The sequence below is a fragment of the Chelatococcus caeni genome, assembly GCF_014196925.1.
Taxonomy (GTDB): Bacteria; Pseudomonadota; Alphaproteobacteria; order Rhizobiales; family Beijerinckiaceae; genus Chelatococcus_A; species Chelatococcus_A caeni.
The window spans coordinates 260,573-273,296 of record NZ_JACIEN010000001.1 but is presented as its reverse complement, the minus strand read 5'-3'; the positions used below and the strand labels follow the sequence as shown (position 1 = coordinate 273,296).

12 protein-coding genes are annotated in these 12,724 nt (G+C 70.2%); 1 reads left to right on the top strand and 11 read right to left on the bottom strand.

Translation table 11 applies throughout. From position 1 onward, the window contains the following. Nucleotides 1–141: 141 nt before the first annotated feature. From GGR16_RS01360 to GGR16_RS01325, 8 genes are all read right to left on the bottom strand, one after another. Nucleotides 142–627, bottom strand: a complete 486-nt coding sequence (locus GGR16_RS01360) for a F0F1 ATP synthase subunit B family protein (protein WP_019403688.1) — start codon at nucleotides 625–627, stop codon at nucleotides 142–144. Between the two features lie 10 nt (nucleotides 628–637). Further along, nucleotides 638–1,183, bottom strand: coding sequence for a F0F1 ATP synthase subunit B family protein (locus GGR16_RS01355; RefSeq protein WP_019403689.1), 546 nt, complete (start codon nucleotides 1,181–1,183; stop codon nucleotides 638–640). Between the two features lie 75 nt (nucleotides 1,184–1,258). Then, the gene (locus GGR16_RS01350; RefSeq protein WP_019403690.1) at nucleotides 1,259–1,486 is read right to left on the bottom strand and encodes a F0F1 ATP synthase subunit C; all 228 of its coding nucleotides are present in this window, start codon (nucleotides 1,484–1,486) and stop codon (nucleotides 1,259–1,261) included. Nucleotides 1,487–1,542: 56 nt separating this feature from the next. Further along, nucleotides 1,543–2,316, bottom strand: a complete 774-nt coding sequence (locus tag GGR16_RS01345; protein ID WP_019403691.1) for a F0F1 ATP synthase subunit A — start codon at nucleotides 2,314–2,316, stop codon at nucleotides 1,543–1,545. 61 nt (nucleotides 2,317–2,377) lie between these two features. Then, nucleotides 2,378–2,752 (bottom strand): AtpZ/AtpI family protein, encoded by a 375-nt coding sequence (locus GGR16_RS01340; protein WP_019403692.1) that lies wholly within the window; start codon nucleotides 2,750–2,752, stop codon nucleotides 2,378–2,380. Nucleotides 2,753–2,938: 186 nt separating this feature from the next. Further along, entirely contained in the window at nucleotides 2,939–6,397 is a 3,459-nt protein-coding gene (locus tag GGR16_RS01335) for a chromosome segregation SMC family protein (RefSeq protein WP_183315497.1), read from the bottom strand. Nucleotides 6,398–6,460: 63 nt separating this feature from the next. Next, nucleotides 6,461–7,105, bottom strand: coding sequence for a DsbA family protein (locus GGR16_RS01330; protein WP_210289399.1), 645 nt, complete (start codon nucleotides 7,103–7,105; stop codon nucleotides 6,461–6,463). Nucleotides 7,106–7,212: 107 nt separating this feature from the next. Further along, complete coding sequence (locus tag GGR16_RS01325) at nucleotides 7,213–7,707, bottom strand: DUF721 domain-containing protein (RefSeq protein WP_053193750.1); 495 nt, start codon at nucleotides 7,705–7,707, stop codon at nucleotides 7,213–7,215. A 54-nt stretch (nucleotides 7,708–7,761) separates the two neighbouring features. On the opposite strand from GGR16_RS01325, the gene mutY reads away from it, so the two are divergent. Further along, a complete protein-coding gene (gene mutY, locus GGR16_RS01320) occupies nucleotides 7,762–8,841 on the top strand; it encodes an A/G-specific adenine glycosylase (RefSeq protein ID WP_019400899.1) in 1,080 nt (359 codons plus the stop codon). Nucleotides 8,842–9,085: 244 nt separating this feature from the next. Here the strand turns inward: mutY and GGR16_RS01315 are convergent, their stop codons facing one another. The 3 genes from GGR16_RS01315 to GGR16_RS01305 all read right to left on the bottom strand — a co-directional run bounded on the left by GGR16_RS01315 (nucleotide 9,086) and on the right by GGR16_RS01305 (nucleotide 12,322). Then, on the bottom strand, nucleotides 9,086–9,502 hold the full coding sequence (locus GGR16_RS01315) for a VOC family protein (RefSeq protein WP_183315496.1): 417 nt from the start codon (nucleotides 9,500–9,502) through the stop codon (nucleotides 9,086–9,088). 64 nt (nucleotides 9,503–9,566) lie between these two features. Next, a complete protein-coding gene (locus tag GGR16_RS01310; protein WP_183315495.1) occupies nucleotides 9,567–10,961 on the bottom strand; it encodes an alanine/glycine:cation symporter family protein in 1,395 nt (464 codons plus the stop codon). Nucleotides 10,962–11,143: 182 nt separating this feature from the next. After that, nucleotides 11,144–12,322 carry a site-specific DNA-methyltransferase gene (locus GGR16_RS01305; RefSeq protein WP_246372761.1) on the bottom strand — a complete coding sequence of 393 codons (1,179 nt, stop codon included), beginning with the start codon at nucleotides 12,320–12,322 and terminating at the stop codon, nucleotides 11,144–11,146. Nucleotides 12,323–12,724: the final 402 nt, after the last annotated feature.

The following is a 12,724-nucleotide window of genomic DNA, read 5'->3' as shown; positions in this document are numbered from 1 at the left end:
GGGCGGCGGCGCGATCAAGGCATGCCCTCCTCAAGCCCTCGTGACGTCCTTCTCCCTGACCTGCACCGGCGGAAGTACGGCCCCAAAAGAAAACGGCCGCCCGAAGGCGGCCGCTCGATAGCTGATCGGTCCGTGGAAGGCTCAGTTGAGCTTGCCCTTCACCTCGCCGAGCCCCTTGGCGAAGATGTCCTCGGCGAGCTTGCCCTTGACCGTGTCGCGCAGGATCTGCTCGGCGGCCTTGACAGCAGCATCAGCCGCGGCGGCGCGGACTTCGGCGGCAGCCTGGGTCTCGGCCTGGGCGATCTTGGCCTCGGCGGCGGCCGTGCGGCGGGCGACGAATTCGGCGACGCGCTCGTGCGCCTCCTTGGCGACGCGCTCGGCTTCCTCGCGGGCGCTCGTCACGATGGCCGCAGCCTCGGCCTCGGCCGCCTGGCGCTTGGCCTCGTATTCCTTGAGGAGCGCCTCGGCCTCGCCGCGCAGGCGGGCCGCTTCCTCGAGCTCGGCCTTGATGCGCTGGCCGCGCTCGTCGAGCGCCTTGCCGGCGAACCTGTGGGCGCCGGCCCGCAGCACGATGGCGAAGAAGATGACGAAGGCGACGGCGACCCAGAAGGTGGTGTTCTCGAGCATCAGACCGCCCTCACTGCGCCATTGCCTTGCCGACCGCCGTCGACACCGCGTCCCCCGCCGGCGCCTGACCCGTCAGGCGCTCGACGATGGCCGTCGCGGCATCGCTGGCGATGGCTTCGACATTGCCCATGGCCTTGTCCTTGCCCGCGGTGATGCGGGCCTCGGCGTCGGCGAGGTTGCGCGCCAGCTCGGCCTCGAGCGCGGCGCGCTTTTCCGCCGTCTCGGCCGCGAGCTTGTCACGCGTCTCCTGCGCCAGGGCCTGGGCCCGGCCGCGCGCCTCGGCCAGCGCCTTCTCGTAGGCCTCACCGGCCTCCTCGGCCCGGGCCTTCGATTCGGCGGCGATCCTGAGGTCGCCGGCGATCCGGCTGCGACGGTCCTCCAGGATGCCGGAGAGCCGCGGCACGATCACCCGCGACATCAGCAGGTAGAGGACAGCGAAGGTGATCGCCAGCCAGAGGAGCTGTGAGCCGAAGGTGTTGACGTCGAAAGGCGGGAAGTTTGCACCCTCGCCCTCGATGCCTGGCACTTCGGCATGCGCGGTGATCGGTTGAGCCATGGCAGTTCAGTCTCTCAGCGAAGGGCGCGCGGGGCGCCCTTCCAACCCGTTGATCGGCAGGTCGGCTGCGCCGCGTTACGCGACGAAGAGCAGGACCAGCGCGACGACGAGCGCGAAGATGCCGAGACCTTCCGCGAGAGCGGCACCGATGAAGGTGCGGCCGAACTGCGAATCGGCGGCCGACGGGTTGCGCAGGGCGCCCGACAGGTAGTTGCCGAAAATGTTACCCACGCCCATGGCGGCAAGACCCATGCCAAGGCAGGCGAGGCCGGCGCCGATGTACTTCGCAGCAACGGGATCCATCACAAGGTCTCCTGAGGTTCGTATGAGGCTGGTTTCAAGACTACCGACGCGCCCTGTTAGTGCCCCGGGTGCAACGCGTCGTGAAGGTAGATGCAGGTCAGGATCGTGAAGACGTAGGCCTGCAGGAAAGCGACGAGGAACTCGAAAGCCGTGAGCGCCACCGCCATCGCGAGCGGCAGCGCCGCCCCCGCAACACCGAAGACACCCGTCATGCCGCCGCTGGCGGCCAGACCGCCGAGGCCGACGATGAAACCGGCGAAGACCTTGAGCGCCACGTGGCCGGCCAGCATGTTCGCGAACAGACGCAGCGACAGCGAGATCGGGCGCGACAGGAAGGAGATGAGCTCGATCACCACCATGAACGGCAGCAGCCAGCCGGGAACGCCGGAGGGCACGAAGAGCCTGAGGAAGTGGGCGCCGTGCTTGACGAAGCCGTAGACGATCACCGTGCCGATGACGAGGATCGCCAGGGAGAAGGTGACGATGACGTGGCTGGTGACCGTGAAGAAGCCCGGGATCATGCCGAGCAGGTTGCAGGTCAGCACGAACATGAAGAGCGAGAACACGAAGGGGAAGAACTTCATCCCCTTCTCGCCCGCCGATTGCCGCAGCGTGCCGGCGACGAACTCGTAGAGCACCTCGGCCGCCGCCTGGGCGCGGCCCGGCACCAGCGAACGGCCCGCCGTCGCGGCCGTGAAGCCGAGCGTGATCAGCGCCACCGCGCCGACCATGAAGAGCGCCGAGTTCGTGAAAGCGATCTCCTGCCCGCCGATATTGCCGAGGGGGATGAGATTCTTGATCTCGAACTGCTCGATCGGGTTCGCAGCCATCGCCGACCTTCTGTCCCTGCGCGGATCGCCCGGCGGCGGACGCCGACGGGCCTTGGAAACGTCACTTCTGTCCGCTCTTCCCGCCCCATCCGGGGAACGCGCCGGAGGCGCGCGCCAGATTGAGCATGCCGGCGCAGAAGCCGAGCAGGAGGCAGACAACGAGGCCCCACGGTGCCGTACCGGCCAGCCGATCGATGATCCAACCGAGCAGTCCGCCGGCCAAGACGCCCGACACGAACTCCGCGGACAGCCGGAAGGCCTGCCCGAGCGCGCTCTGGTTCGACATCGACCCCGACGCGGGCTCCGCATCCTTCGGCTGATTGGCGGAGACCCGCCGGAGCCCTTCGTCGAGATGCCTGAGCCTTGCCGAAAGATCGGCCGGTCCACCGTCGGCCGGCTTTCCGGCACCGTCCTTCCGCTCGTCGGGTTTCGCCATGCGATCCTCCCGTGCGGTTGAAAGTGCACCGAAAATCCGGCCTTGAAGCCGGGCGCACCATATTGTCGTGCCCCACCCCTGTCAAGAATGCGGCAGAAACAATCAATTAGTTGATATTTAAGGAGAATTCCGATTCCGACGGCAATGTGACGCCACTCATGAACAATTGGCTCGCCAATTGCCGGGTCAAACCGCCTCCAGAATTTGCTCGGCGGCCGCAAGATCGACCGACACGAGCTGCGAGACGCCGCGCTCGGCCATGGTCACGCCGAAGAGCCGGTTCATGCGCGCCATGGTGATGGGATTGTGGGTGATGACGAGGAAGCGCGTCTGCGTCTGGCGCACCATGTCCTGCAGGAGATCGCAGTAGCGCTCGACATTGGCGTCGTCGAGCGGGGCGTCGACCTCGTCGAGCACGCAGATGGGCGAGGGATTGGTGAGGAAGACGGCAAAGATGAGCGCGGTCGCGGTGAGGGCCTGCTCGCCGCCCGAGAGCAGCGTCATCACCTGCGGCTTCTTGCCCGGGGGACGAGCGAAGATCTCGAGCCCCGCCTCCAGCGGGTCGTCGGAATCGACCAGCGACAATTCGGCCGAGCCGCCGCCGAAGAGCGTGGTGAACAGGCGCTGGAAATGGCCGTTGACCACGTCGAAGGCGGCGAGCAGGCGCTCCCGCCCCTCCTTGTTGAGGCTGGCGATGGCCTGGCGCAGGCGGCGGATCGCCTCCGTCAGGTCGTCGCGCTCCTTGACCAGCGCCTCGCGCTTGCCCTCCGCCTCCTCGAGCTCGATGTCGGCCCGCAGGTTGACGGCGCCGAGCCGCTCGCGATCGGCCTTGAGCTGGGCGACGCGCCCCTCGACATCGCCGGCCGGCGGCAAGGCGGCATCGGCGACGACGCCGGCAAGCTCGTGCAGCGCGGCGGGGCTCGAATCGAGGGTGTCGCCGATATGACGCACGACATCGGCAAGGCGCGCCCGCGCCGCCTCGAGCCGCGCTTCCGTGCCGGCCCGCGCCTCACGCACCGCCGACAGCTGTTCCAGCGCCGCCCGGGCCGCCTTGTCGGCCTCGGCGAGCTTGGTCTCGCCCTCGGCCAGCTGATCGCCCGCCTCGCGCCGGCGCTCCTCCGCCGCCTCGATCTCGGCGACGAGCGCGCGGCGGCGCTGCTCGAAATCCTCCGGCGCCTCCTCCAGCGTCACCTGCTCGATCACCGTCTCCTCGATCCGGTGCTCGATCTCGCCGATGGCGGACAGCGCGCGCGTGCGCCGCTCCTTCCAGGCCCGGACCTCGGCGGCGATAGCCTCGCGCCGGCGGGCACGCAGCTCGGCCTCGCGCTGCAGGGTCTGGGCGGCGGCGCGGGCCTCGGCGGCGGCGCTGCGCCGCTCGGCGACCCGGGTGCGCGCCTCCAGCACGTCCTTCTCGACCGCAGCGACATCGCCGCTGCGCGCCAAGGCCTCCCGCGCCTCCGCGATCCGGCGGCGCGCCTCCTCCTCGTCGGTGACGATGCGGCTCAGCGCCTCGTCGAGGGCGGAGCGGCGGGTCGCGACCTGTGCCGCCCGGCGCTCGGCGGCGGCGAGCTGCTCGCGCGCGCCGTCGAGGGCGCGCCGCGCGGCGCGCGCCGCTTCGAGCGCATCGCCCTCGCGCTGGGCCGCCTCGCGAATCGCCGCCTGAGCGCGGTCGAGCCCGGCGCGGTGCGCTTCAGCCTCCTCGCGCGCCGCAGCGGCGGCGGCGACAAGATCGTTGAGCCGGTTGCGCTCGGCGAGGCGACGCGTCGCCGCCGTCGGCGCGCCGGCCTCGGCGACGAGGCCGTCCCAGCGCCATACGGCGCCATCGGACGAGACCAGCGTCTGGCCCGGCTTCAGCTCCCGGCTGAGGCGCTCGCCGTCCGCTTCCGCGACGAGGCCGACCTGTGACAGGCGGCGCGCAAGCTCGGGCACGCCACGCACATGCGCGGCAAGAGGCCGCGCCTCCGCCGGCAGGACCGGATCGTCCGGGGCCGCGGCGGGGTTCGTCCAGCGGGCCGGCGCGGCCGGATCCGTCGACAGGTCGAGATCGTCGCCGAGCGCAGCGCCGAGGGCCGCCTCGAAGCCCTTGTCGACGGCAAGCGCGTCGACGACCGGGGCAAAGGTGCCTTCGGCGGGCGCGGCGAAGAGCTTGGCGAGCGTCGCCGCCTCCGCCTCCAGCCGGTCGGCCTGGCGGCCTGCCTCGCTCGCGGGACCGCGCAGGCGGGCCTCGGCCTCGCGCGCGGCGGCCAGGGTCTCGCGCGCCTCGGCGGCGGCGATTTCCGTCTCCTCCAGCCGCTCCTCGGCGATCGCGAGCTCCTCGGCGAGACGGGCGATCGCCTCCGGCTCGGTGCCCTCGGCGTCGAGCGCGGCGCGCTCGGCCTCGATGCGCCGGCGCTCGCCGGCCAGGCGCTCGGCCCGGGCGGCTTCCTCGCGCTCGGCCCGTTCGAGGCCGGCACGATGGGCGTTGAGGTCCGACACCTGCTGCTGCAGGGCAGCGAGCGCCGCCTCGGCCTCGACGAGGTCGCTGTCGAGATCGACGAGCGCGGCCTGCGCCTCCTCGACGAGGACGGCACCGTCCTCGCCCTCCGCGGCGAGGGCCGTATCCTCCTCGCCGAGGCGCTCGGCGGAGGCGGCGGCATCGGCGGCGAGCGCCGTCTCGCGCGCAAGGTCACGGTCGAGCTCGGCCTTGCGGCGCACCAGCTCGGCGGCGCGGTCCCTCGCCCGGCGCTCCTCGTTGTCGAGCTCGGTGCGGGCATTGACGAGGCGCTGCAGCGCGGCGCCCGCCGCGGCGGCGGCCTCGCGCAGCTTCGGCATCTCGTGCGCGGCGATGGCCTGTAGCCGCGCCGTCTCGGCCTGCACGCGGGTCGCCTCGGCGACGTCGCGCACCTGGGCCTCCAGCTCCCGCTCGGCGGCGGCGGTCTGGTCGCGCGCCTCGCGATAGGCGATCAGCGCCAGCATCGCCTCGAGCTTGCGAATGTCGGCCGAGAGTGCGCGATAACGCTGCGCCTGCCGGCCCTGGCGGCGCAGCCCGTCGATCTGCCCGCCGATCTCGCCGAGCACGTCCTCGAGCCGCTGCAGGTTGTCTTCCGCGGCGCGCAGGCGCAGCTCGGCCTCGTGGCGGCGGGTGTGCAGGCCGGCGATGCCGGCCGCATCCTCCAGGATGCGCCGGCGCGCCTGGGGCTTGGCCGCGATCAGCTCGCCGATCTGGCCCTGGCGCACCATGGCCGGCGAGCGCGCGCCGGTCGCCGCATCCGCAAAGAGCAGCTGCACGTCGCGGGCGCGCACCTCGCGGCCGTTGATGCGATAGGTCGAGCCCGACTCGCGCACGATCTTGCGCGACACCTCGAGCGTGTCCGCGTCGTTGAAGGCGGCCGGCGCGATGCGCTCGCCGTTGTCGATGGTGAGCATGACCTCGGCGCTGTTGCGCGCCGGGCGGTTGCCGGAGCCGGCGAAGATGACGTCGTCCATGCCCGAGGCGCGCATGGACTTGTGCGAGCTCTCGCCCATCACCCAGCGCAGGGCCTCGACGAGGTTCGACTTGCCGCAGCCGTTCGGCCCGACGACGCCCGTCAGCCCCGGCTCGATATGGAAATCGGCCGGCTCGACGAAGGACTTGAAGCCCACGATCTTGAGACGCGTGAGCTTCATGCGGGAGATCCTGCGGAAGCGTGTACGCCGGCAGCGCGCCGGCCTTCAACCGGCGCGGCCCGATCAGCCGCCAACGAGAGGCGTGAGGATCTTGTCGAGTTCCTCAACAGTCAGCGCCCCCGACTGCTTCTGGCCATTGATGAAGAAGGTCGGCGTGGCGTTGACGCCAAAGGTCTCGACCCCGCGGTTCTTCACCGCGTTCACGGCATCATAGACCTTCTGGTCCTTCAAGCAGGCCTCGAAACTTTCCTGTGTGAAACCCGCCTGCTTCATGAGCTGCAGCAGCGCGTCGAGCGGCTTGTCGGAGAAGGCCCACACCTGCTGCTTGTCGAACAGCATGTCGGTGACGGGGTAGTATTTGTCGTTGCCGGCACAGCGGGCCAGCATGAAGCCGGCGGTGGCCAGCGGATCGAGCGGGAACTCGCGCAGGATGAAGCGCACCTTGCCCGTGTCGATGTACTTTTCCTTCAGCGCCGGGAAGGTGTTGGCATGGAAGGTGGCGCAGTGCGAGCAGGTCACCGAGGCGTATTCGATGATGGTGACCGGCGCGTCCGCCTTGCCGAGCGTGACATCGCCGAGCGGGCCCGCGACGTCGAGGTCGCTCAGGCTGAAGGACTGGGCGAGCGCCGGCAGCGCGACGAGCCCGCCGAGGGCGGTGACGACGGCGCCAGCCGCCAGGTTCACGATCACACGACGCCTGGTCGTCATCTCGTCAGTCTCCCGAATGAACGCGCCGGCGAAGGTGCCCGGCCGAAAGGTCGCGACACCATAAGGACGGCGGCGAATGTGGCAAGAGATACGTGGCCGCCCGGCTTTCACGCCTTTGTGTCCCGCCCCTGCGACAGGACGGCGCAGCCGAGCCGCTCCAGCGCCTCGCGCAGCTTCTCGTCCGCGACGTCGCCGATGTCGCGGGCGACGCTCGCCCGCGTCGCCTCGTCGACGGCCGGCGCGGGCCGGCGCGGCGCCGGGCGCGCGATCGGTCCCTGGCGGAGGGCGAGGCGGCCGACGCAGCGCCAGCCGAAATGGGCGTTGACGCGCTCGACGACGACGGGGGCCATGTGCTGCAGGTCGAGCGCGAAGCTCGAGGCGACGCGCACCACGAGCGTCGCCGGCTCGGAGCGCTCGTCCGGCGCCATGTGGCGGTGGCGACGCGGCCACTCGAGGCGCATCGGCTCCGTAAAGCGGGCAAGGCGCTCGCCGACGATCTCCGGCCAGGCGAGGACGATGTCCGAGGAGGCGAAGCCCTGCGCGGCGAGCGCAGGCGCGATGCAGCGCTCGACGAGGTCGGACAGGTGCTTGGGAGCCGCCATGGGGATCTGATGCCGATACTTGCGCCGCGCGGGCGGCCGGTTATGAGAGGGGCCATGGTATCCGTCCTCGACGCACCCTCCAAGACCGACAGCACCGAAAGCGCCGCCGGGCTGCTGGCGTGGTACGATCGCCACCGGCGCGCCCTGCCCTGGCGGGCCCTGCCCGGCGAGGCGCCGGATCCTTACCGCGTCTGGCTGTCGGAGATCATGCTGCAGCAGACGACGGTCACGGCCGTGAAGCCCTATTACGAGCGCTTCCTCGCCCGCTTCCCGACCGTCGAGGCGCTGGCGCAGGCGCCGCAGGACGCGGTGATGCAGGCCTGGGCGGGCCTCGGCTATTACTCGCGCGCCCGCAACCTGCACGCCTGCGCCAAGATGGTCGTCGCCGTGCACGGCGGACGCTTTCCCGCAGAGGAGAAGGCGCTGCTCGCCCTGCCGGGTATCGGCGCCTATACGGCCGGGGCGATCGCCGCGATCGCCTTCGACAAGGTCGCGGTCGCGGTCGACGGCAATGTCGAGCGCGTGATGAGCCGCCTCCATGCCGTCACGGAGCCCCTGCCCGGCGCCAAGCCGCTCATCCGGGAACTGACGCTCGCGATGGTGCCGCAGCGCCGGCCGGGCGACTTCGCCCAGGCGCTGATGGACCTCGGCGCCACCATCTGCACGCCGAAGAAGCCGGCCTGCGTCCTCTGCCCCCTCGCCTTACCCTGCCGCGCCCGCGCCGAGGGGACGGCCGAGACCTTCCCGCGCAAGGAGGCGAAGACGACCGGGCGGCTGCGCCGTGGTGCGGCCTTCGTCGCGCTGCGCACGGACGGCCACGTCCTCCTGCGCACGCGGCCGCCGAAGGGCCTGCTCGGCGGCATGGCCGAGGTGCCGGTGAGCGACTGGCGGCACGATTACGACATCGGCGAGGCGCTGCAGGATGCGCCGCTGACGGGCTCCTGGCGCCGCGCGCCGGGCACCGTGCGGCACGTCTTCACGCATTTCCCGCTGGAGCTCGCCGTGTTCACGGCAACGTTCGGCATCGATACCGCGCCGCCCGCCGGCGGACGCTGGGTGCCCCGGCACGATCTTGCCGGCGAGGCGCTGCCCAATGTCATGCGCAAGGTGCTGGAGAAGGCGCTGGGGGGCTGAGCGCCGTCATCGGCGCGGAGTACGTGGCGATAGACATAAGGCGAGCCTTCGGCTCGGCTTCGCGCGCTGGACCCCGGCTCGCATTCCGCTTCGCTCCATGCGTCCGGGGAACGAGGCTCCTCTAGGGAACGAGGTTCCTCTCAAAGCACGCCTTCGTTTCCCGGCCCGCATGCGCGAAGCGCGGGCGAGAGCCGGGAACCAGCGCAAGAAGTCGATGCCCGTGAGGGCATCGCCGCGTCTTCCGTCACCCCGCCTGCGGCGCGTAGGTGCCGAAGCTCCAGAGATTCCCTTCGAGGTCGCGCGCCGTGTATTCGCGCGAGCCGTAGGGCTGGTCCTTGATGTCGAGGACGATCTCCGCGCCCGCCGCCTTCGCGCGGGCATAATGGGCGTCGGCATCGTCGACGACGACATAGATGCCCTGGTTGACGGCGCCCAGCTCGGCCGGCGTGCGCATGCCGAGGGCGTCGTCCTTCATCTCGCCGAGCATGATGAAGCCGCCGTCGTAGGACAGCTCGGCATGGGCGACCTTGCCGACCTCATCCTCATAGACCGCGTGGCGGGCAAAGCCGAAGGCCTCGCACAGCCAGCCGATGGCCTTCTGCGCATCCCGATAGCGCAGGAAGGGGATGATGCGTGCCTTGCCCTGCCGTTCCGCCGTCATCGTCGCCTCCGGAAGTCTGCTGAAACGCCATCGTCGCGCGCCACGATGGCAAAGGCGTGGCTCATCAGCGGCGCGCCGGCCAGACCCCGCGGTCGATGTCGAGATCCGGGAAGCGGCTCGAATCGAAGACGGGGCTGTCGATGCCCTCGGCGATCTGCCGGTCGTAGTCGCGCATGACGCGCAGGCCGGTGCGGAACAGGAGCGCGACGGCGACGAGATTGACGACGGCGAGCAGGCCCATGGTGATGTCGGCGAAGGCGAAGACGGTGCTGAGATCCTGCACCGAGCCCCAGAAGACGAGCGCCATCACCATGACGCGGAAGACGGTGAAGACGGCGATGTCGTTGCCGGAGAAGAAGTCGATGCTCGTCTCGCCGAGATAGTAGTTGTAGATGATCGAGGTGAAGACGAAGAGCATCAGGGCGATGCTGACGTAGATCCGCCCCCATTCGCCGACGAAACCCGCGACCGCCTGCTGGGTGAGCGCGACGCCCGCCGCCCCCCCGCCCGGAGTAAAGGCCGGGGACAGGAGGATGATGAAGGCGGTGCAGCTGCAGATGACGACGGTGTCGATGAAGACGCTGAACGCCTGCACGATGCCCTGCGAGGCCGGGTGCGGCACATGGGCGACGGCGGCCACGTTCGGCGCGCTGCCGAGCCCCGCCTCGTTCGAGAAGAGGCCGCGCTTGACGCCGAGGAGGATGGCCGCCCCCATGCCTCCGCCGATGGCCGGTTCGAGACCGAAGGCGCTCTTGACGATGAGCGCGAAGACGGCGGGCACGTCGCCGAGATGGGTCGCGACCACGAAGAGCGCGAGCAGGATGTAGCCGCCGGCCATCACCGGCACCAGCACGTCGGCCACCTGGGCGATGCGCTTGACGCCGCCGAAGATGATGGTGCCGAGCACCACGGTCAGCACCGCCCCGGTCCAGTGCGGGGCGATGCCGAACGAATCGGCCAGGGACGTGGCGACCGTGTAGGACTGCACCGCGTTGAAGCCGAAGCCGAAGGTGACGAGCAGCAGCACCGAGAAGACCATGGCGAGCCAGCGCTGCCGGAGGCCGCGGGCGATGTAGAAGGCCGGCCCGCCGCGATAGCTGCCATCCGGCTCGGGCTGCTTGTAGAGCTGGGCGAGCGTGCACTCGAAATAGCTCGTCGCCATGCCGATCAGCGCGACCATCCACATCCAGAAGATGGCGCCGGGCCCGCCGAGCGTGATGGCCACCGCCACGCCCGCGATATTGCCGGCGCCGACGCGTCCGGCGACGCTCAGCATCAGGGCCTGGAAGGAGCTGAGATGCCCGGGCTGCCGGCGCACCGCCTCGCCGAGCACGCCGAACATGCGCCCGAAATAACGGAACTGCACGAAGCGCGAGCCGACGGTGAAGACGAGGCCGAGGGCAATCAGGCCGACGACGAGGACCTTCCCCCACAGAAGGTCGTCGAGAAATGCGAGCATTCCCATTCTCCTCCCTGTGATGGCGGCCGCAGCTGCCGCCCCACTGCCAGGCGTCCGGGCACCCTGTTGTTGGGCCTCTTCTTGGCGGCAGCCGAACGATGAGGCCGGGGAGTGCGCGGCGGGCGGAGGAATGTCAACGGGCAGGACGTGCCGGGCGTCTCGCCGCCCCGGCACCGGGTGCCTCAGGCAGCCTCCGCCATGGCCGCCCTGAGCGCGCTGCGGAACGTATCGATGACAACGAGTTCGCCGTTCTGCTCGGCATGCCAGAAGGTCCAGCCGTTGCAGGACGGCAGCCCCTGCACGAGGGCGCCGATCTTGTGGATGGAGCCGACGGCCGGCGGGACGCTCAGCGTGCCGTCGGCGCGCACCGTCGCCCGCCAGCGGCGGCGGACATCCGTCAGCACGGTGCCGGGCGCGACGAGGCCGGCCTCGACGGCGGCGAGGAAGGGCACGCGCGGCTCGGTGCGCTTGGCCGGGGCGGCGGCAAAAGCCGCCGCATCGACGGGCTGCGCCGCGGCGATCCGCGCTTCGGCGGCGGCGGCATAGGCCGGCTCACGCTCGATGCCGATGAAGTGGCGGCCGAGCTTCTTCGCCACGGCCCCGGTCGTGCCGGAGCCGAAGAAGGGGTCGAGCACCACGTCGCCGGGATTAGTGGCGGCGAGCAGCACGCGGGCGAGCAGCGCCTCGGGCTTCTGCGTCGGGTGCAGCTTGCGGCCGTCGGCGTCCTTCAGGCGCTCCTCGCCGGTGCACAGCGGGATGAACCAGTCCGAGCGCATCTGCGTGTCTTCGTTGCCCGCCTTCAGCGCCTCGTAGTGGAAGGTGTAGTTCTTCGCTTCGGGCCCGCGCGCCGCCCAGATCAGCGTCTCGTGCGCATTGGTGAAGCGCCGGCCGCGGAAGTTCGGCATCGGGTTGGCCTTGCGCCACACGATGTCGTTGAGGATCCAGTAGCCGATGTCCTGCAGCGCCGTGCCGACGCGGAAGATGTTGTGGTAGGAGCCGATGACGAAGAGCGTCGCGTTCCGCTTCATCACGCGCCGGCACTCGGCGAGCCAGGCGCGCGTGAAGGCGTCGTATTCGGCGAAGCTCGCGAACTTGTCCCAGTCGTCGTCGACGGCGTCGACGAGGCTGTTGTCGGGACGCGTCAGCGCCCCCTCGAGCTGGAGGTTGTAGGGCGGATCGGCGAAGACGAGGTCGACGCTCTCGTCCGGCAGGCTGCGCAGCCCGGCGAGACAATCGTCGAGGATGATCCGATCGAGGGGCACGGTGGCCCTGTTCAACCGACCCGACGGCGCGGGCGCCCCGGTACGCGAGACCTTGATCCGGGGCGCGGCGCCGACGGCACCGGTACGCGAAATACCCATGTCGTCTTTACCGGTTACGCTACTGACGAACCGGATCATGCAGATGATCGGTAAAGGCGAGGTTGAACGTGGTTAATGACGCAATGTGTCGTTTTGGGGCTGCAATTTTTGCCTAACCGGAAAGACAGTCGGCAGTCGATGGTGGGCAGTGGGGCGGACGCGCGATCCACCGGCGCACCGCGCCTCCCTCCCCCCGCTCGCGGTGGGGGAGGGTTGGGGTGGAGGGTGATTGCGCAGGCAGGCGGTTTTCGTCTGCAAGCGGACGATGAAGCTGCTCCGACCGCAATCGATCGGTCTGACCGGAAAAGCCTTCTCGAAAGCAGCTGGCAGCTTTCGTTCTCTGATTCGGTTGCCGGCTGCCTGCTGGATCGCCCCCCACCCCCAAGCCCCTCCCCGCCGCAA